Source organism: Pantoea sp. SGAir0430, assembly GCF_043549295.1.
Window position 1 is genome coordinate 2,628,872 of the sequence record NZ_CP039427.1, and the last position, 20,728, is coordinate 2,649,599.

Annotated in this window: 15 protein-coding genes and 1 riboswitch; of the genes, 7 read left to right on the top strand and 8 right to left on the bottom strand. The window is 58.2% G+C overall.

The annotated features are described in order from the left end of the window. Positions 1–11 precede the first annotated feature (11 nt). The 5 genes from glgA to asd form a co-directional block, all read right to left on the bottom strand. Positions 12–1,445 (bottom strand): glycogen synthase GlgA, encoded by a 1,434-nt coding sequence (gene glgA, locus E7738_RS12550; RefSeq protein WP_058757589.1) that lies wholly within the window; start codon positions 1,443–1,445, stop codon positions 12–14. 62 nt (positions 1,446–1,507) lie between these two features. Next, complete coding sequence (glgC, locus tag E7738_RS12555) at positions 1,508–2,800, bottom strand: glucose-1-phosphate adenylyltransferase (protein WP_058757590.1); 1,293 nt, start codon at positions 2,798–2,800, stop codon at positions 1,508–1,510. Positions 2,801–2,810: 10 nt separating this feature from the next. After that, the gene (gene glgX / locus E7738_RS12560) at positions 2,811–4,790 is read right to left on the bottom strand and encodes a glycogen debranching protein GlgX (protein ID WP_262256565.1); all 1,980 of its coding nucleotides are present in this window, start codon (positions 4,788–4,790) and stop codon (positions 2,811–2,813) included. Beyond that, positions 4,790–6,976, bottom strand: a complete 2,187-nt coding sequence (glgB, locus tag E7738_RS12565) for a 1,4-alpha-glucan branching enzyme (protein WP_058769994.1) — start codon at positions 6,974–6,976, stop codon at positions 4,790–4,792. Before glgB ends, glgX begins: the two co-directional genes overlap by 1 nt. Positions 6,977–7,334: 358 nt before the next feature. Continuing rightward, positions 7,335–8,444 (bottom strand): aspartate-semialdehyde dehydrogenase, encoded by a 1,110-nt coding sequence (gene asd / locus E7738_RS12570; protein ID WP_059009874.1) that lies wholly within the window; start codon positions 8,442–8,444, stop codon positions 7,335–7,337. 218 nt (positions 8,445–8,662) lie between these two features. Here asd and E7738_RS12575 point away from each other — a divergent pair, with 218 nt between their 5' ends. After that, a complete protein-coding gene (locus E7738_RS12575; RefSeq protein WP_031279795.1) occupies positions 8,663–9,256 on the top strand; it encodes a YhgN family NAAT transporter in 594 nt (197 codons plus the stop codon). A 296-nt stretch (positions 9,257–9,552) separates the two neighbouring features. After that, the gene (locus E7738_RS12580; protein ID WP_230857098.1) at positions 9,553–9,777 is read left to right on the top strand and encodes a DUF805 domain-containing protein; all 225 of its coding nucleotides are present in this window, start codon (positions 9,553–9,555) and stop codon (positions 9,775–9,777) included. Between the two features lie 287 nt (positions 9,778–10,064). On the opposite strand, the gene E7738_RS12585 is transcribed toward E7738_RS12580, so the two are convergent. From E7738_RS12585 to lysC, 3 genes are all read right to left on the bottom strand, one after another. Further along, a complete protein-coding gene (locus E7738_RS12585) occupies positions 10,065–11,192 on the bottom strand; it encodes a DDE-type integrase/transposase/recombinase (protein WP_196368259.1) in 1,128 nt (375 codons plus the stop codon). 181 nt (positions 11,193–11,373) lie between these two features. Continuing rightward, positions 11,374–12,297: a ketopantoate/pantoate/pantothenate transporter PanS gene (panS, locus tag E7738_RS12590; RefSeq protein ID WP_058769993.1), complete on the bottom strand. Its 924-nt coding sequence runs from the start codon at positions 12,295–12,297 to the stop codon at positions 11,374–11,376. A 262-nt stretch (positions 12,298–12,559) separates the two neighbouring features. Beyond that, a complete protein-coding gene (gene lysC, locus E7738_RS12595; RefSeq protein WP_021508028.1) occupies positions 12,560–13,915 on the bottom strand; it encodes a lysine-sensitive aspartokinase 3 in 1,356 nt (451 codons plus the stop codon). A 110-nt stretch (positions 13,916–14,025) separates the two neighbouring features. Next, a riboswitch (Lysine riboswitch) is annotated at positions 14,026–14,220 on the bottom strand. Positions 14,221–14,601: 381 nt separating this feature from the next. On the opposite strand from lysC, the gene pgi reads away from it, so the two are divergent. From pgi to E7738_RS12620, 5 genes are all read left to right on the top strand, one after another. Next, on the top strand, positions 14,602–16,248 hold the full coding sequence (gene pgi, locus E7738_RS12600) for a glucose-6-phosphate isomerase (protein ID WP_021508030.1): 1,647 nt from the start codon (positions 14,602–14,604) through the stop codon (positions 16,246–16,248). A 640-nt stretch (positions 16,249–16,888) separates the two neighbouring features. Continuing rightward, positions 16,889–17,137, top strand: coding sequence for an exopolysaccharide production protein YjbE (gene yjbE / locus E7738_RS12605; RefSeq protein WP_021508031.1), 249 nt, complete (start codon positions 16,889–16,891; stop codon positions 17,135–17,137). 77 nt (positions 17,138–17,214) lie between these two features. After that, positions 17,215–17,862 carry a YjbF family lipoprotein gene (locus tag E7738_RS12610; RefSeq protein WP_058769991.1) on the top strand — a complete coding sequence of 216 codons (648 nt, stop codon included), beginning with the start codon at positions 17,215–17,217 and terminating at the stop codon, positions 17,860–17,862. After that, positions 17,859–18,596 carry a capsule biosynthesis GfcC family protein gene (locus tag E7738_RS12615; protein ID WP_021508033.1) on the top strand — a complete coding sequence of 246 codons (738 nt, stop codon included), beginning with the start codon at positions 17,859–17,861 and terminating at the stop codon, positions 18,594–18,596. Before E7738_RS12610 ends, E7738_RS12615 begins: the two co-directional genes overlap by 4 nt. Next, positions 18,596–20,686 carry a YjbH domain-containing protein gene (locus E7738_RS12620; RefSeq protein ID WP_058769990.1) on the top strand — a complete coding sequence of 697 codons (2,091 nt, stop codon included), beginning with the start codon at positions 18,596–18,598 and terminating at the stop codon, positions 20,684–20,686. The genes E7738_RS12615 and E7738_RS12620 overlap by 1 nt, the downstream gene beginning before the upstream one ends. The last annotated feature ends 42 nt before the right edge of the window (positions 20,687–20,728 follow it).

The window sequence follows — 20,728 nt, forward strand, 5'->3', positions numbered from 1 at the left end:
CCAATCTCTCATTACAGCAAGCGTTGATAAAGATCGCGGTAGGCTTGTGCTGCCACCTGCCAACTAAAATCCATCCCCATCGCCTGGCGCTGAACATAACGCCAGAGTGAAGGACGGGACCATAAAACAAAAGCACGACGAATCGCGCGCAGCAGTGACCAGGCATTGCTGTCTTCGAAGCTGAAGCCGCTGGCTACGCCGTCGGCGAGGTTTTCCAGCGAGCTGTCCTGTACGGTATCCGCCAGTCCACCGGTGCGCCTGACCAGCGGCAGCGTGCCATATTTCAGGCCGTACAACTGCGTCAGACCGCACGGTTCGAAACGGCTGGGCACCATAATGACGTCCGCACCACCGACAATGCGGTGCGAGAACGCTTCGTGATAACCAATTTGCACGCCGACGCTACCCGGATGCTCAGCGGCTGCGGCGAGGAAGCCCTGCTGCAGTTCCGCATCGCCCTGGCCCAGCAGCACCAGTTGCCCGCCCTGTGCCAGCAGTCCCGGCAGCGCTTCCAGCACCAGATCCAGCCCTTTCTGTTTGGTTAAACGGCTGATAACGCAGAACACCGGCACTTTGTCATCAACCTTCAGCCCCATGGCAATCTGCAGCTGACGTTTATTCTCCGCTTTGCTCTCCAGCGTGTCGCGGTCGTAGCGGGCGGTCAGCAACAGGTCGTGTGCCGGATCCCAGATGCCGGGATCGACGCCGTTGAGAATCCCGCTCAGCCGTCCTTCGCGCAGCCGCTGCTCCAGCAGCGCTTCCATGCCGTAGCCGAACTCCGGCCGGGTGATCTCCAGCGCATAGGTCGGGCTGACGGCAGTTATATGATCGGCATAAAACAGGCCGGCCTTTAGGTAAGAAATCTGGCCGTAGAATTCCAGCCCGTGCATTTCAAAATAGGCGCGCGGGATCTGGATTTCGTCCAGATGCCGCGCGGAAAACAGCCCCTGATACGCCAGGTTATGCACGGTAAACACCGTTTTCGCCGGACGTCCGCGTGCGGCGATATAGGCCGGAGCCAGACCGGCGTGCCAGTCGTGCGCGTGCACGATGTCCGGCTGCCAGTAAGTATCCAGCCCGCTGGCCAGCTCGGCCGCCATCCAGCCGAGCAGCGCAAAGCGCAGGTAGTTATCGACATAGGCAAACTGCGACGTATCGTGGTACGGACTGCCGGGACGATCGTACAGTCCCGGCGCATCAATCAAATATATCCCCACGCCGTTAAAGGGCCCAAACAGCAAGCGGACCGGCCCGGCAAAGGTTTGCAGCTCCGCCACCACTTCGGTATCAGGAATCCCTTTACGCAGATCCGGAAACGCCGGAATCAGCACCCGCGTGTCCATACCTTCGGCAATTTGTGCCTGAGGCAATGCGCCGACGACATCAGCCAGTCCGCCGGTTTTTAGCAGCGGGAAAAGCTCTGAACAGACATGTAAAACCTGCATCCTGAACCCCTATTGTGTTATCGCCCGCGTTCCACGCGGCAATGTTCTTTGCCTTTCGTCACTTACTGACCCGCAGCGGCCAATTTGGCCAGCATGGCGCGCGTCACCAGTACGATGCCCTCTTCTGAACGGTAAAAACGGCGACTATCCTCATCCGGATTTTCGCCAATCACCATGCCTTCCGGAATGACGCAGGCACGGTCTATGACGCAGCGACGCAAACGGCACGATCGCCCGATAACCACATCGGGCAGCAGCACCGCCGAATCAATATTGCAAAACGAGTTAACGCGCACGCGCGGGAACAGCACCGAATTCACCACCACCGAGCCGGAGATAATGCAGCCGCCGGAGACCAGCGAGTTCATGGTCATGCCGTGACTGCCGGATCGATCCTGGACAAATTTGGCCGGCGGCAGCGGTTCCATGTGAGTACGAATCGGCCATTCGTGGTCATACATATCGAGTTCGGGCGTCACCGAGGCCAGATCGAGGTTGGCGCGCCAGTAAGCTTCCAGCGTACCGACGTCGCGCCAGTAAGGTTCCGCGTTTTCGTCGTTCTGTACGCACGACAGCGTAAAGGAGTGCGCATAGGCTTCGCCGCTGGCGACGATCTTCGGCAGCAGATCTTTACCGAAATCATGGCTCGAGTCGGCGATCTGCAAATCCTCCTCCAGCAGTTCATAGAGGTAATCGGCGTTAAACACGTAAATGCCCATGCTCGCCAGCGCTTTGCTGTCGTCGCCCGGCATGGACGGCGGCTGCGCCGGTTTCTCAACGAAATCGATTACATTGTTGTCCGCATCGACTGCCATCACGCCAAATGCGGTGGCCTCATGCAGCGGTACGGGCAGACAGGCGATGGTGCACTTAGCGCCACGATCGGCGTGGTCGAGCAGCATGCGCGAGTAATCCATTTTGTAGATGTGATCCCCGGCGAGAATCACGATGTACTGCGCGTTATAGCGGCGAATGATGTCGAGATTCTGCGTGACCGCATCGGCGGTACCGCGATACCAGTGTTCGGTCGAGGCGCGCTGCTGCGCCGGCAGCAGATCGACAAACTCATTCATCTCTTCGTTGAACAAGGACCAGCCGCGCTGAATGTGCTGCGTCAGCGTATGTGACTGATATTGGGTGATGACGCCGATGCGCCGAATCCCGGAGTTGATACAGTTGGAGAGCGCAAAGTCGATGATGCGGAACTTGCCGCCGAAGTGCACGGCAGGCTTGGCGCGTTTGGCGGTAAGATCTTTCAGGCGCGTACCGCGCCCGCCAGCAAGGATCAGGGCAACCGTCTGTGTAGGGAGCTGGCGCGCCAGCATCAGGGGGTCGTTTCTATCTAATTTCACCATGTCTGACTCCTTATGATTGCTTTAGGAACACACACACGCCGTGTGCGGGCCCGTGCCAGACAGTTGTCAGGATGGGGTTATCTTCCCCGGCGAAAGGAGGAATGGCTCGCCATTCTCCGTCTGGTAAGGCAAGGTCACTCACCGAATCCGTGGCGTTTATCGTTAGTAACCAGCGGCCGGAGAGCAGGATCTGCAGTCTGTGCATCCCCTGTTCCCACTCATCCCTTTCCAGTGGTTTGCCGCTGGCATTCAACCACTGCACGTTGCCATCGCCCTCCTGCCACCAGCTGTCCTGCGTCAGCGCGGGAATATGCTGACGCAGCCGGATTAACGCGGCAGTGAAGTCGACCAGTCCAAAATCATCCTGTTGCCAGTTCAGCCAGGTGAGCGGATTATCCTGACAGTACGCATTATTGTTGCCGTGCTGGCTGTGACCGCGTTCGTCACCGGCCTGCAGCATCGGCGTGCCCTGCGCCAGCAGCAGCGTGGTCAGCAATGCGTGCACGCTGCGCCGCCGCCGCTCGACCACATCGAAGTTGCCCTGCAGCCCTTCAAAACCATGGTTATGGCTGAAATTACTGCTGCTGCCGTCGCGATTGTCCTCGCCGTTGGCCTGATTATGCTTCTGGTTATAACTCACCACGTCACGCAGCGTGAAGCCGTCGTGCGCGGTGATCAGATTAATGCTGGCGTGCGGCAGACGCGCCGCGCGCTGAAATACATCGCTGGAGCCGGCAAAGCGGCGGGCAAAATCACCGTTACTCAACTCACCGTGCAGCCAGTAGCGGCGCGCCGTATCGCGAAAGTGGTCGTTCCATTCGGCGAAGCCGGGCGGAAAGTTGCCCACCTGATAGCCGCCGGGGCCGATATCCCAGGGTTCAGCGATCAGTTTCACCTGCGACAGCACCGGGCAGGCCTGCATGGCCACAAACAACGGCGCATCCTGGCGATAATCCGGCGTGCGCCCGAGCACGCTGGCCAGATCGAAACGAAAGCCGTCAACGTGGCAGGTTTGCACCCAGTAACGCAGCGCGCCCAGCGCCCAGTCAAGCACCTGCGGATCGCTGAGGTTCAGCGTATTACCGCAGCCGGTCCAGTTGTGATATTCACCGTTATCGCCCAGCCAGTAATAGCTGGCGTTGTCGACGCCGCGCAGCGACAGTGTCGGGCCAATCTCTTCCAGCTCGGCGCTGTGGTTGAACACCACGTCCAGAATCACTTCAATGCCCGCGGCGTGCAGCGCTTTTACCGCCTGCTGAAACTCCTGCAGCGGCGTCTGGCCCGCTTCACCCGCCGTGTAATGCGGATGCAGCGCCCACAGCGCAAACGGGTTGTAGCCCCAGTAGTTGCTCAGGCCGAGCCGTTGCAGGCGCGGCTCGCTGGCAAATGCGGCTATCGGCAGCAGCTCCAGCGCGGTGATACCCAGCCGGCGCAGATAGCTCACCATAGCAGGATGCCCCAGCGCCGCATATGTCCCGCGTAGCCTTTCCGGAATTTCCGGATGCTGCTGCGTCAGGCCGCGAACGTGCGCCTCGTAAATCACCGTCCTGCCCCACGGCGTGCGGGGCGCACAATCGTCCTGCCAGTCAAAATCGTCGGCGATCACCAGCGATTTGGGCGCAACGCCAGCGCTATCGGCATCATCCTGCCGCCACTCTCCACCCAGCAGGCGCGCGTCGTCTGGTACCGCGCCGCATACCGCTTTGGCACAGGGATCGACCAGCAGTTTGGCCGGATTGAAACGATGACCGCGCTCTGGCTGCCACGGCCCATGCACGCGGTAGCCATAGCGCTGGCCCGGCTTTAGCGCCGGAACATAGCCATGCCAGATGTCACCGCTGCGCGCCGGCAGAGGAAAACGCTGCTCACTCCCCTGTTCATCAAACAGGCACAGCTCCACCCGCTCCGCGTGGCGCGAGAACAGCGTAAAGTTGACGCCGCGCCCGTCATAATGGGCACCCGGCGGTACCGGCTGGCCCGGCTGGAGCATCAATCGCCCTCCCGCACCAGCCACAGCGTGGCGAGCGGCGGCAGCGTCAGGCTTAGCGACTGCGCGCGCCCGTGGCTGGCGATGTCATCGGTATGGACGATACCGTGATTACGCAGATCGCTGCCGTGATAATCATGCTGATCGGTGTTCAGCACTTCGCGCCAGCCGCCGCGCTGATTCACGCCGAAGCGATAGTTGTGGCGCGGCACCGGCGTGAAGTTACTGGCTACGATCAGTTCGTTGCCCTCGCGGTCGCGGCGCACAAACACAAAGACCGAGTTTTCGTGATCGTCGACCACCAGCCATTCGAAGCCATTAGCATCGAAATCGAGCTGATAAAGCGGCGAAAAGTGGCGATAGCTGTGGTTGAGGTCGCGCACCAGACGCTGCACGCCGTGGTGCCAGTTATCCAGCCCCTCCAGCAGATGCCAGTCGAGGCTGGTGTCGTGGTTCCACTCGCGTCCCTGAGCGAATTCATTGCCCATGAACTGCAGTTTTTTGCCGGGAAAGCCCCACATCCAGCCGTAATAGGCGCGCAGGTTGGCGAATTTCTGCCAGGGATCGCCAGGCATGCGGTCGAGGATCGACTTTTTGCCGTGGACCACTTCGTCGTGCGACAGCGGCAGCACGAAGTTTTCCGTGTAGTTGTACAGCATGCCGAAGGTCATCAGCTGATGATGGTAGCGGCGATGCACCGGATCGAGCTTCATGTAGTCGAGGGTGTCGTGCATCCAGCCGAGGTTCCATTTGAACCAGAAGCCCAGGCCGCCATCTTCGGATGGCCGCGTCACGCCGGGATAATCGGTAGACTCTTCCGCCACGCTGATGCTGCCGGGTGCGGCGCGGCCCAGCGTGCGGTTGGTGTGGCGCAGGAAGGCGATGGCTTCGAGGTTTTCACGGCCGCCAAACTGGTTAGGTACCCACTCACCCTCTTTGCGGCTGTAGTCGCGATAGATCATTGACGCCACCGCATCGACGCGCAGGCCATCAATGCCGAAGCGCTCCATCCAGTACAGCGCATTGCCGGAGAGATAGTTGCTGACCTCGCGCCGGCCAAAGTTGTAGATCAGCGTATTCCAGTCCTGATGGTAGCCTTCGCGCGGATCGCTGTGCTCGTACAGCTCGGTACCGTCGAATTTGGCGAGGCCAAAATCGTCACTGGGGAAGTGGCCCGGCACCCAGTCGAGCAGCACGTTGAGGCCCGCTTCGTGCGCGGCGGCGATGAAATGCCGAAACTCATCGCGCGTGCCGAAGCGGCGCGTAGGCGCGTACATGCCGAGTGGCTGATAGCCCCAGCTGCCGTCGAACGGATGCTCGTTGATCGGTAACAGTTCGATATGGGTAAACCCCATCTCTTTGACATAGGGCACCAGCTGTTCGGCCAGCTCTTTGTAACTCAGCCAGAAATTGTTGTCGGTGTGGCGACGCCACGAACCGAGATGCACCTCGTAAATGGAGATCGGCTGGTCAAAGCCGTTGGCGATTTTGCGCTGTGGCTGCATCTCCAGCTTCGGCGGCAGGCCGCAGATCATCGAGGCGGTCTGCGGGCGCATTTGCGCCTCGAAGGCGAACGGATCGGCTTTGATGCGCATCTGACCGTGCGCATCAATGATCTCGAATTTATACAGCTGGCCGTTAACCGCGCCGGGGACAAACAGCTCCCAGATGCCGAGTTCGCGGCGGAAACGCATCGGATGGCGGCGACCATCCCAGAAGTTAAACTCGCCCACCACCGAAACGCGCTGCGCGTTCGGGGCCCAGACGGCGAAGCGCGTGCCGGCGACGCCATCAATGGTGGTGCCGTGCGCGCCGAGCGTTTCATACGGCCGCAGGTGCGTGCCTTCGGCCAGCAGCCAGGCATCCATCTCCGCCAGCAGCGGGCCAAAGCGGTAGGCATCGTCGATCAGGTTTTGCTGGCCGTGCCAGTTGACTGCCAGCTGGTAGCGAAACAGGTTTTTACGGCGCGGGATCACGCCGCTGAAGAAGCCGCGCGAATCAAGACATTTAAGCTGGGCGCATTTGCGGCCGGTGTTGGTTTCAATCACCCAGACTTCGGATGCATCCGGTAACAGCGCACGCACTTCAAGACCTTGTGTGGTCTGGTGCATCCCCAGTACTGAGAAGGGGTCGGCATAATTCCCGGCGAAAAGGGCATTGATCGCATGGCGATCGGGAAGCTCTGACATGACTTTCTTCCTATGATTTTTTACGCAGGCGACCGGAGAGACAGGATTGTCGCTATAGGTGCGCTGCTTTTCATGAGCCATACATACAGCAGCAAGGAAGGACACCCTCCGTGGGAAAGATCCTGGCCGTGTACAACAACTATTCCATTCGCAAAGTAAAAACAGTTAACAACCGGCACATCACTGTTAAATCATAGCTTGGGGTTGGCAGAAGCCAGGGTGGAACGCAAAAAATTGTTATCGGGCGAGCAAAAAGGGGAAGCTGATCACTTGTCGGGCGCAATTTGGGTTAAGTTTTGCACTCCCGTGGAAAGAAAAAAGGCCGGGAAACCCCGGCCTGTCTGGATTCGCGCTGCGCTTAGTCGATCAGCAAACGCAGCATGCGACGCAGCGGTTCGGCAGCGCCCCACAGTAACTGATCGCCGACGGTGAAGGCCGACAGATACTCCGGTCCCATGTTCAGCTTACGCAGACGGCCCACCGGCGTGGTCAGCGTACCGGTCACCGCAGCAGGCGTCAGTTCACGCATGGTGATGTCGCGATCGTTCGGCACCACTTTCACCCACTCGTTGTGCGCGGCCAGCAGCTGTTCGATTTCGTTCAGCGGCACATCTTTCTTCAGCTTCAACGTGAACGCCTGGCTGTGGCAGCGCAACGCGCCGACGCGCACGCACAGGCCATCGACCGGAATGGTGTGACGGGTCGAGAGAATTTTGTTGGTCTCCGCCTGGCCTTTCCACTCTTCGCGGCTCTGGCCGTTGTCCAGCTGCTTGTCGATCCACGGGATCAGGCTGCCGGCCAGCGGTACGCCGAAGTTGTCGGTCGGCAGCGTGCCGGAACGGGTAAAGTCAGTCACGCTGCGCTCAATGTCGAGAATGGCGGAGGCCGGATTTTGCAGCGAAGTCGCAACGTGGTCGTGCAGCATGCCCATCTGGGTCAGCAGTTCGCGCATATGGCGCGCGCCGCCGCCGGAGGCCGCCTGATACGTCGCGACGGAGGCCCACTCGACCAGGTCGTTAGCGAACAGTCCGCCCAGCGACATCAGCATCAGGCTGACGGTGCAGTTACCGCCGACAAAGGTTTTGATGCCGCTGTCGAGGCCCTGACGAATCACCTGATGGTTGACCGGATCAAGAATAATGATGGCGTCATCTTTCATGCGCAGCGTGGAGGCCGCATCAATCCAGTAGCCCTGCCAGCCGCTCTCGCGCAGCTTCGGGTAGACTTCACTGGTATAATCGCCGCCCTGGCAGGTAATGATGATATCCAGCGCCTTCAGCGCCTCAATATCAAACGCATCCTGCAGCGCACCGGTCGACTTACCGCCAAACGTCGGCGCAGCCTGACCCAGTTGCGAAGTGGAGAAGAAGACCGGATTGATCACATCGAAATCGCGTTCTTCGCTCATACGTGACATCAGCACAGAGCCGACCATGCCACGCCAACCAATAAAACCTACATTCTTCATTTTCTGTCCGTCTCAGGAACTCGGGCCGGGGCCTGGGTGGTGCGAAAAAAGACCAGCGCCAGCAATGCGCCAGTCTGCGTAATAATCAGGTTTACCTATGACCCACAACTCTACAAAATGCAGCACTTCTGGCAAGTGAATTAATTCGATTGCGCTAACTTTTTCAGCAGTACAACTTATAACGGCTGTGGCCGACCTGAAGGGATGGTTTACCTCTGATGACTGAAATGATATCCGCGACCATATTGTTGCTGTTGATTATGGACCCGCTGGGCAACCTGCCGATTTTCATGTCGGTGCTGAAGCACCTGGAGCCGAAGCGCCGCCGCGTAGTGCTGATGCGCGAGATGCTGATCGCCTTGATTCTGATGCTGCTGTTCCTGTTCGCCGGTGAACGCATCCTGGCGTTTCTTAATCTGCGCACCGAAACGGTATCGATTTCCGGCGGCATCATTCTGTTTCTGATCGCCATTCGCATGATTTTTCCGTCCGGCGAGACCAGCACCAGCGGCCTGCCCGCCGGCGAAGAGCCGTTCCTGGTGCCGCTGGCGATCCCACTGGTCGCCGGGCCCTCGCTGCTCGCCACCCTGATGCTGCTGTCACACCAGTATCCCAATCAGATGACGCACCTGGTCGGCGCCCTGCTGATTGCCTGGGGCGTCACGGTGGTGATTCTGCTGATGTCCGGCCTGTTCCTGCGCCTGCTGGGGGATAAAGGCGTCAACGCGCTGGAGCGATTAATGGGTTTGATCCTGATTATGCTGGCGACGCAGATGTTCCTGGACGGGATTCGGGTTTACCTGAAGTTATAGCGTTTCGCATGCTGGCGGCGCTAATTAATAATACCAGGAATAGCATGAGTCAACGCATGTTATTGCCTGGTATTCTATAGACAACATTCAGGTTCACAACACGCGTTATCCGTTTTATCGTAAAATCGCTATTTTACGTGTTTTTCGACAGTGAACAGCTTGCGGTCTCTCATCTTTTTTGTGGTGGTTAGAATAAAATGGCGCGGACTCTCTTACTAACATCCATAAAGAATGGATTGATTAAGACGTTTGATTATAATGGCAAAGATAGCCGCTTATGCTACATCATTTTTATGATGTTCCAGATTATCTGGTTTTGTTGTTATCTCAGTGTGTTCGCTTCATCCACGAATGAAATAGCATGGATTCCTTTACTGCTTTTCGTTCTGCCATCGCTGGCTTGTGGCAGCAGAAGAATAAACGATGCGGGATATTCACGGGGAGTATTTATTCTTTTGATCGTTGCGCCTTATTTACTGTTTCCATTTCTGGCTTTTCCTGCATCAGTAAAAAAAGAATAAATCGGGCTGGCCCGTGTAGGGGTTCCTGGTGCTTGCATATTTATATGAGGTTAGGATTAGTGCGCCAGTAGAATATTTTTGAATGACTATTTATGACGCCATGATGTCCGTTGAGTGTTTGCGGTCGCCATGAATGGCGACCCTACAAGATTATTGCGCGTTTTGCAGAGGGCGGATTTATTGCGCCCCTGAAAGATCATTGCGCGTTTTGGTAGGGTGCGCATTTAGGTACGACCGGGCACATGGGTAACAGATCAGACCGGGCACACAGGTAACACTTTTTGTGGTCAGTCGATCCGGATAATACGCTTTTCTGCCCGGTCATAATACGCAAGGATGAGCCTGTCGAAGAGGATGACGTCAATGCCGTCGTCCACTTCCAGGAACCGCACGTACTCGCCCCGTAACGCTGCGCTCAGGAAGGTCCGCCCGTTCAGCCTCAGGTCGCCTTTTTCACCGACTTTGTACAGCTTCGCCCCCTCCGGATAACCCACCTCCGGCACTTTTCCGTTCCATTTCCGCGGTGAAGGCGTCCATATTTTTGCGGGCGGCTGCTGCCCGTGTGCCTCATGCGGCTTTTCCTGATTGAACTCGTTCCGCCATCCGCTGCACCACGCCTGCTGCTCTGGCAGCGAGCCAAAGACGTCGTGATGGCTCATGGCGACCTTCAGCGACCGGTGCATCCGCTCGTGGCGGGCGTTCTGCCCCGGACAGCCCGGTGCGGTTCTTTCCGGCTGTATCCCCAGTTTTATCAGCCACACGCTCAGCTGCGTCAGCGCGAGGATGCCCGGCGCAACGAAGGGCGAGCCGTTGTCGGTGCGGATAACGTCGGGCAGCCCGCCTTCCAGGAAGGCCTTTTCCATGCAGCCGCGCACGAACACCGTGGTCTCCGACGTGCCCGGCTCGCAGGACAGCAGGTAGCGGCTGTGGTTATCGGTGAGCGTGAAGGGGCGGCACCAGCTGCCGTCTTTCAGGCGGAAGCGCCCTTTAAAATCAGCGCTCCAGACGTGGTTATTCCTCACGGGTGTCGTGAGACTGCGCAGGTTGCCCGGCGTTCGCTTACGCGGCGTCCGCGGCTGCACCATTCCCGCCGCCTTCAGCAGGTCGCCGATGGTGCTGGCGGCGGGCACGATGAAGTCAGCGCCGTTGCTGAGGAACCAGTGGCGGATTTTTTTTGGCCCCCAGTCGGGGTGCTGCTGGCGGAACTGAACAAGGCGCGCGGCGATGTCGGGGGCGATTTTATCGGGCTGGAGATGGCGGGCGCGGGAGAGATTTTCAAGCGAGGAGAGCTCGCCGGGGTTAAAGCGGCTGAGCCACTTGTAGCCGGTTTTGCGGCTGATGCCGTGGCGGTGACACAGCTGCGTCATGGATTCCCCGCCTGCCTGGCAGGCGAGGATGAATTCAAGGCGTTGCATGGTAACAGTCTCAGTCCAGGGCATAGTGAGTCTCCTCTGCTATGCCGTTTATAACTGTTACCCATGTGCCCGGTCTAAAGTGTTACCCATGTGGCCGGTTTGTACCTTTATGCGCACCGGCATCAACAGGACGATGGTGCGTAACCGATCGTCATTGATGACCACCGGTACGCATGCCCCGTTATTTCTGCTTCTTCTCAATCGTTTTACCCGACCAGTAACCCGCCAGTAGCGAACCGGAGAGGTTGTGCCACACCGAGAACAGTGCGCCGGGCAGTGCGGCCAGCGGTGAGAAGTACAGTTTGCCTAGCGTGGCCGCCAGTCCGGAGTTCTGCATACCGACTTCCAGCGCCAGCGTGCGGCAGGTGGATTCGTCAAAGCCAAACAGCTTGCCACCCCAGTAGCCGCCGAGCAGCCCAATGGCGTTGTGCAGGATTACCGCCGCGATCACCATCAGCCCTACCGAGCCGATAAAGCCCTGGCTACCGGCGACCACCGCGCTAATGATCAGCAGAATACACACCATCGAAAACGCCGGCAGATACGGCTCAACGCGGCGCACCACGCTGTTCATGGAGTGGTGAATAATCAGGCCAAGCCCAATCGGGATCACCACGATTTTGACGATGCTGAGCAGCATGCCCACCACATCAACCTGAATGTGGGTATCTACGTAGAAGCGCGTCAGCAGCGGCGTCGCGAACACACCCACCAGCGCCGAAACCGAGGAGATGGTCACCGACAGCGCCACATCGCCCTTCGCCAGATAAATCATCACGTTCGAGGCTGTCCCGCTGGCCACGCTGCCGACCAGGATCATCCCGGCGGCCAGATCCGGCGGCATCTGGAACAGTTTCGCCAGCGCCCAGGCCGCCAGCGGCATCACCAGATAGTGCAGGAACGTGCCGGCAACCACCGGTGCCGGACGCACCAGCACGCGTTTGAAATCGTCAATGTTGAGCGTCACGCCCATGCCGAACATGATCAGCATCAGCAGGTAGGTTACCCACGGCCCGATGCCGAGGAAGGTGGACGGCGAATAATAGGCTGCAACGGACAGCAGTACGGCCCAGAGCGGAAACAGGCGGGTGAGTTTGGCGAGCATGAAGAAATGTCCTTAGCGTTTTACTTAATTGGTTTTTTGCCACAGATGAAAAGACGCGCGGGGAACGACCGCAGCGACCTGCGCCGGATCATAACATTTCATTATCATAAGCGTGGCCGACGACAGAAAATGCCTATCGGCTGCTAAAGATCGCCGGGCAGGCACGAGCATTCCGCTGGCATTTGTCCGAAATAGCGTCAGGCTGAACGGCAGAGATAAAAAAAGCCGGACATTGTCCGGCTTCGGGTGACTTACGCGCCAATTAAGATTCGAACAGATTCTTATGCAGCGCGCGCACCACTTCTTCCGCATCCGGCGTTGGCACCAGGAAGCACAGGTTGTAGCTGCTTGCGCCGTAGCAAATCATGCGCAGGTTAAACGGCTCCAGCGCGCCGAACACCTCTTTGCCGACGCCGCAGGCTTTCGACAGGTTGTTGCCGATGATCGCCACCAGCGCCAGATTCTCTTCCACTTCTACCCGGCACAGGGAAGAGAGCTCGGTCAGCAGCGCCTGGGTCAGCAGACTGTCGGCGGTGCTGGTTGAACCGGTGGTATCCAGCGTCAGCGCCACGCTCACTTCCGAGGTGGTAACCAGATCAACCGAAATACTGTGGCGCGCCAGGATAGCAAACACTTCGGCCAGGAAGCCGTGCGCGTGCAGCATGTTCAGACTGTGCAGCGTCAGCAGCGTCTGTTTGCGCCGCAGCGCCAGCGCGCGGAACAGCGGCGGATTTTTAGTCTCGTTGCAGACGCGCGTGCCGCCCGCCGCCGGATCTTTACTGGAGCCGACAAACACCGGAATATCACTGCGCACCGCTGGCAGCAGCGTCGCCGGATGCAGCACTTTCGCGCCGAAGATTGCCATCTCCGCCGCTTCTTCAAAGGTGATCTCTTCGATGCGTTTCGCCTGTGGCACCACACGCGGGTCGGTGGTGTAGATGCCCGCCACGTCGGTCCAGATATCCACGCGCGTCGCCTGCAGCGCTTCGCCGAGCAGCGCAGCGGTGTAATCGCTGCCGCCACGGCCCAGCGTGGTGGTGCGGCCTTTGCCTTCGCTGCCAATGAAGCCCTGCGTGATCACCAGCGCTTCTGCGGTGCGCGGCTGCAGCTGAGCCGCTGCCAGCGTTTTCAGCTCGGCCACATCCGGCTCGGCGCGGCCGAAACGGTCGCTGGTGCGCATCACTTTGCGTACGTCAAACCACTCGGCATTCACCTGGCGCTCGCGCAGAATCTCCACAAACAGCAGGCTCGACATCAGTTCGCCGTGGCTCACCAGCTCATCGGTCAGCGCGGTCGAACGGGCTAAGGCCGCCGCTTCCGCCAGCATGATGATGTTCTCCAGCATGCGATCAATCTCCTGACGGATGACGTCCGGCGACTGCAGGCGATCGATGATGGCGTATTGAATGGTGCGGATTTGATCCAGCAGATAAGCGCGCTGCTCGAGTTCCTGGCCTTCAGCCAGCGAAACCAGCAGGTTAGTCACGCCCGCCGAGGCAGAGAGCACCACCAGACGGGTATTGGCATCAGACAGCACGACGTCCGCGCTGCGGTTCATGGCATCGAAATCGGCAACGCTGGTGCCGCCAAATTTTGCCACGATCAACGATTGAGACATGTAACAAAACCTCGTGTCAGGTTATCTCCTCCCATTCGCGGAAGAGAAGATCGGGTAACAGCCTTGGCACAAGAGAAGAGCAGAATTGGACAGACAAGATCAGGAGATGAGTCACCAAAAGCACTTCACCTTGCGAAACGTCCGACTGCGGACGCTTCTGGTGACAACCCAGAGGATTCAGCCCCTGCAGCCGACAGCACAACACTCCGCATGTTGCACCACCTCGGCGTCGCACCCCCTGATGTGTTCTCGCCGGATACGGATCCTCAAACACACTGCCTGGGCGACGCGCCTCTTCTGGCTTGCACCCGGAGGTGCAAGTCGCGCGCACAAAATACTGATTAATTGTTCCGCTGTCCAGCCTTGCGGCGCCGGGAAAATTCATTTTTACACTTATGCAGCGCATTGCTAAACAAACCCGGCAGCCGCCAGCCGCCTAAAGTAGTCAGCGGTGCGAAAAAACCGGTGTTTTGCTGATGCCGCGCAGAGTAATGCGCGGCGAACCGGCCGACAATCGCCGCCGGATTTACCTGAAACGCTGCGGCTGGCGTCACAAATTTTTTCCTTTCAGTTGCAACTGTGGTCATACTGAAACGCGTGCAAGCCGTAACAAATGCTCAGCATGCCGGGCCAGACAGGATGCGCCCGGATGGAATGACGGTTCTTATATCAACAAGAGTGTTGCCATGAAAAATATCAATCCGACACAAACCGCAGCCTGGAAAGCGCTGCAGCAGCATTTTGATCAGATGAAATCGGTAGAGATTGCCGACCTGTTTGCGCAGGATGCCGATCGTTTTGCGAAATTCTCTGCCACCTTTGATGATCAGATGCTGGTGGATTTCTCAAAAAACCGCATCACCCAGGAAACCCTCGACAAACTCCAGGCGCTGGCGAAAGAGACCGATCTGGCGGGCGCCATCAAATCCATGTTCTCCGGTGAGAAGATTAACCGCACCGAAGATCGCGCCGTGCTGCACGTGGCCCTGCGCAACCGCAGCAATACGCCGATCCTCGTGGATGGCAAAGATGTAATGCCGGAAGTGAACGCGGTGCTGGCGAAGATGAAAGCCTTCTCAGAGCGCATCATCAGCGGCGAGTGGAAAGGCTACACCGGCAAGCCGATTACTGACGTGGTGAACATCGGTATCGGCGGTTCAGACCTCGGCCCATTCATGGTGACCGAAGCGCTGCGTCCGTATAAAAACCACCTCAACATGCACTTTGTTTCCAACGTTGATGGCACGCACATTGCCGAAACGCTGAAACCGCTTAGCCCGGAAACCACGCTGTTCCTCGTGGCGTCAAAAACCTTTACCACGCAGGAAACCATGACCAACGCCCACAGCGCGCGCGACTGGTTCCTGAACACCGCCGGCGATCAGCAGCACGTGGCGAAGCACTTTGCCGCGCTCTCGACCAATGCGAAAGCGGTCGGCGAATTTGGTATCGACACCGCCAACATGTTCGAGTTCTGGGACTGGGTCGGCGGCCGCTACTCACTGTGGTCCGCAATTGGCCTGTCGATCATCCTGTCCATCGGCTTCGAAAACTTCGAACAGCTGCTGAGCGGCGCGCACGCCATGGACCAGCACTTCGCGAACACGCCAGCGGAGCAAAACCTGCCGGTGCTGCTGGCGCTGATCGGTATCTGGTACAACAACTTCTTCGGTGCCGAAACCGAAGCGATTCTGCCGTACGACCAGTACATGCACCGTTTTGCCGCTTACTTCCAGCAGGGCAACATGGAGTCCAACGGTAAGTACGTCGACCGCGACGGCAACCCGGTGGATTACCAGACCGGTCCGATCATCTGGGGTGAACCCGGCACCAACGGGCAGCACGCGTTTTATCAGCTGATCCATCAGGGCACCAAGCTGATTCCATGCGACTTCATTGCGCCGGCGCAGACCCACAACGCGCTGGCCGATCACCACCAGAAGCTGCTGTCCAACTTCTTTGCTCAGACCGAAGCGCTGGCGTTTGGTAAAGCCCGCGAGGTGGTAGAGAAAGAGTTTACCGATGCCGGTAAATCGGCGGAGTCCGTCGCGCATATCGTGCCGTTCAAGGTGTTTGAAGGTAACCGCCCGACCAACTCGATTCTGCTGCGTGAAATTACTCCGTTCAGCCTCGGCGCGCTGATTGCGCTGTACGAGCACAAGATCTTCACTCAGGGCGCGATTCTCAACATCTTTACCTTCGATCAGTGGGGCGTTGAGCTGGGCAAACAGCTGGCTAACCGCATTTTGCCGGAGCTGGAAAACGATGCGCAGATTAACAGCCACGATAGCTCCACCAATGGCTTAATTAATCGCTATAAATCCTGGCGTTAATTTCACCCCCAGGCTCATCAGGCGGCAGCACATGCCGCCTTTTTTTGTTCCGATCAACTGCCCCGCAGCAAATAAGCGGATTTTGCTGCCACGCTGCGGTTAGATAATTCTTAAAATGCCCTAAGGAAAATCGGAAGATGCCATCATACGTGGTGGGCTTATCTGGTAAAAAATGGATCTGATTTGTCCACCTCACCCACCTAAGCAACTGATTAAATTTACCTTTCTATTTTAACCCTTTCAGGAAAATCTGATTATTCCTATTCCGTGCCATTTTTTAATGCAAAAGTGAAAAATGCTGCTGTGCTATAACGTCCTGCGCAAATATTCCAGCCAGCGAAAAAAGCGCAATTAAAAAAAGCAGCTAACGCCAATTCGCCTTATTTATCACCAGAAATGTCCTGCTTAATCCCCCTCTTTTTCTGGCGCTGAACTCTGGTAATTTGTTGCCCTATACTGAACGCGCCTTCAAGGCTGCCCTGAATACTTCCCCGCTGTCGCCCGGCGGCCCGGGAAACATTATTGCGCGCTGACCACGGTTAGCCAGCTGCATGCGGCCCAGCGGCCATCGGACGGCAGCGTACGGTATGACGGGTAATATCCTTCATTCACGTTTTATCAAGATGCAGGAAACGTTGTTATGAAAAAACTGATGGTTGCCGGTGCAGCCTTACTTTACGTTGCCGTTTCTTCCGCTGCGATTGCCGCACCGGAAGAAGCCGGTGCTGCAGCAGGCGCGCAGGCGGGAGCAATCTCGACCGGTGCGACCACCGCTGTGGGTATCGGCGCACTCGGTGCGTTAGTGGGTCTCGGCGTTGCCGCTGCTGGCGGTGGCGACGGTGCAAATACCGGTACAACAACCACTACCACAACGAGCACCACTCGTTGATGTAGCACCTTTAAACATAACCACACAGTCGTGTGGTTATTTTTTGTTTTTTGCCTCTATTGAGACAGGGATACACAGTGCGCCGACTCTCTTTGCTGCTTCTTTGCCTGTTGCTGCAGGCTTGCACACAAACGCAAAAAGGCCTCGAACAGACCGTGATGCTCGCCATCAGCGGTCCGGACGATGTCACCGTCAGCGATGAACAAATCGCTACTCTGCCCTATGCCAGCCTGTATGCGCGCGTCGATAACGGTCCGCGCATCTTTGTGGTGCTGGGCTACCTGGAAAACGGCCAGCAGAAATGGGTAACCCAGGATAAAGCCATGCTGGTGATGCAGCACGGCCGCCTGGTGAAAACCCTCGGCCTGCGCGACAACCTGCAGGCCGTCAGTAACCTGGCGCAGGATCCGCTGGCCGATGGGCTGCGGCTGCAAAATGGCGCGCAGTGGACGCGCGTCGTGCAGTGGCGCGAGCAGGACAACGTGCGCGCCGCCACCGCCCACTCCACCTTTCAGCGCGGCGACGATGAAGTGCTGAACCTCGCCGGCGAGCGGGTGCCCTGCCGCGTCTGGCACGAAACGGTAGAGATGGAGAGCCCCGGCGTCAGCTGGCAGAACACCTTCTGGATCGATAACCGCGACGGTACGGTGCTGCAGGCGCAGCAGATGCTGGCGGCTGACCAGTTCCCGATTGCAACCACTCTTCTGAAGCCGGCGAAATCATGAAAAAAATCAATTCTTTGCTGGCGGCACTCGCCCTCACGGCGGCCAGCCACGCGCTGGCGGATAGCCAGGTGACGGTACACCCTGCGCACGATCAGCGCAGTTTTCAGATCGATCATGCCAGCACCCTGAGTGAACTGGTAACGAACCCGGCGCTGCACAGCTGGTGGCCGGGCACGGTGATTGCCGAACGCGGTGCGACCGCCGTGGCGCAGCAGCAGCACGCTCAGCTGCTGGCGGATCTGCGCGCCTGGCAGGCCGACAGCGGTACTTCACTGGCCGCAACCATCGGCAGCGTAATTCAGCAGCTCAGCGCCCTGCAGGTTACCGGGCGCCAGTTTACTTCGCTCGATCCCGACTGGGTGCGGCTGCGTCCGGAAGCCAACCGTAAACTGCAGGGCAGCTACGACCTGTACATCGTGGCAGCGCCGACGCAGGTACGGGTGATGGGCGCACTCAGCCATCCCGGCAGTGAGAGCTGGCAGCCAGGACGCACGGTGCGTGACTACCTCGCGCCGCATGCGCGTTTATCGGGTGCCGAGCGCAGCGTGGCCACGGTGATTGCGCCGTCAGGTGAGACGCAGCAGGTGCCGATCGCTTACTGGAATCAGCGGCATGTTGAAGTTGAGCCTGGCAGCACCATCTGGCTGGGCTTTTCCACATGGAGCCTGCCCTGGGGCCAGCCTGATTTGAATGCGCGCATGCTTTCCGTTCTGACTCACCGGATGCCAGACTGATGAAAAAACAATTACTCCTCAGCCTGTTGGCTGCTTCTGTCGCCGCCGCATGCCAGGTGCAGGCGGAAACCTGGCCGGAACCGGTCGGTCCTTCACAATCTGATTTTGGCGGCGTGGGCCTGATGCAAACGCCGACTGCGCGCATGGCAAAAGAGGGCGAATTTAGCCTGAACTTCCGCGATAATGATCAATATCGCTACTATTCTGCGTCATTGCAGCTGTTCCCATGGCTGGAAACCACGGTGCGCTATACCGACGTACGCACCCGCCGCTACAGTGCGGTGGAAGGCTTCAGCGGTAACCAGAGCTATAAAGACAAAGCCTTCGACCTGAAACTGCGCCTGTGGCAGGAGAGCTTCTGGCTGCCGGAAGTGGCGGTCGGTTCGCGCGATTTGGGCGGTACCGGCCTGTTCGACAGTGAATATCTGGTGGCGAGTAAAGCCTGGGGACCGTTTGATTTCAGTCTCGGGCTGGGCTGGGGCTATCTCGGCAACAGCGGCACCATCAAAAACCCGTTCTGCTCCTACAGCGATAGCTTCTGCAGCCGCACCGGCGGCGGTTCGGCGGGTTCCATTAACGGCTCGCAGATGTTCCACGGCCCGGCGGCACTGTTTGGTGGCATCGAATACCAGACGCCGTGGCAGCCGCTGCGTCTCAAGCTGGAGTATGAAGGCAACGATTATCAGGACGATTTTGCCGGCCGGCTGGAGCAGCGCAGTAAGGTCAACGTTGGCGCAATCTATCGCCTTACCGACTGGGCGGATATCAACGCCAGCTACGAGCGCGGCAATACTTTTATGTTTGGCGTGACCGTGCGCACCAACTTTAATTCGTTACACCAGTCGCACCTTGATAGCGCAAAACCGGCTTATCAGCCACAGCCGCAGGGCGATCTGCTGCAGCCGACGGTGGTCGCTAATCAGCTTACCGATCTGAAATACAATGCCGGACTGGATGGTCCGCGCATCCAGACCAAAGGCCGCACGCTATACGTTTCCGGTGAGCAGACTAAATATCGCGACACGCGCGAAGGCGTTGACCGCGCTAACCGCATTATCATGAACAATCTGCCGGCTGGCATTGATACGATTGAAGTCACCGAGTCGCGCTTTAACATGCCGCAGGTCACCACGCGCACCGATGTGGTCAGCCTGAATAACGAACTGCGCGGCTATCCGCTCGGCCACGAGCAGCCGCTGCAGCAGACGCGTGAAGAACCGATCGATCCGGGCACCACCGAACAGGGCTATTTCATCCGTAAGGATCGCCTCAACTACAGCCTGTCGCCGGTGCTGAACCAGTCGGTCGGCGGTCCGGAAAGCTTCTACATGTATCAGCTCGGCGTAATGGGCAATGTCGATTACTGGCTGACCGATCACTGGCTGATTGGCGGCAGCCTGTTTGGCAACATCGCCAACAACTATGACAAGTTCAACTACAACGGCGCGCCAGCCGACTCGACGCTGCCGCGCGTGCGCACCCACATTCGCGACTACGTGGAGAACAACGTTTACGTGAATGATCTGCAGGCCAACTACATGCGCTATCTCGGCAATGGCTTCTACGGCCAGGTGTACGGTGGCTATCTGGAAACCATGTATGGCGGCGTGGGCGGCGAGCTGTTGTATCGCCCGGTGGACAGCAACTGGGCTTTCGGTCTCGATGCGAACTACGTGAAGCAGCGTGACTGGGACAACATGATGCAGTTCACCGACTATAAGGCGCCGACCGGGCACCTTACCGCTTACTGGCGTCCGTGGTTCATGCAGGATGTGCTGGTGAAAGCCAGCGTCGGTGAATATCTGGCGAAGGACAAAGGGGTCACGCTGGATGTGTCGAAGCGCTTTGACAGCGGCGTGATGGTCGGCTTCTACGCCACCAAAACCAACGTGTCAGCCGAAGCGTATGGCGAAGGGGATTTCACCAAAGGTTTCTATATTTCGATTCCGATGGATCTGTTTACCGTCACGCCAACCCGTGGCCGTGCGCAGGTGAACTGGGTGCCGCTGACGCGTGACGGTGGTCAGATGCTGGGCCGCAAATACCAGCTGTACGATCTGACCGCCGATCGCGATGCGCGTTTTAATTAAATCGTAGCGCGGGGTTCAACCCGCGCCATTTAACGGTGCGCA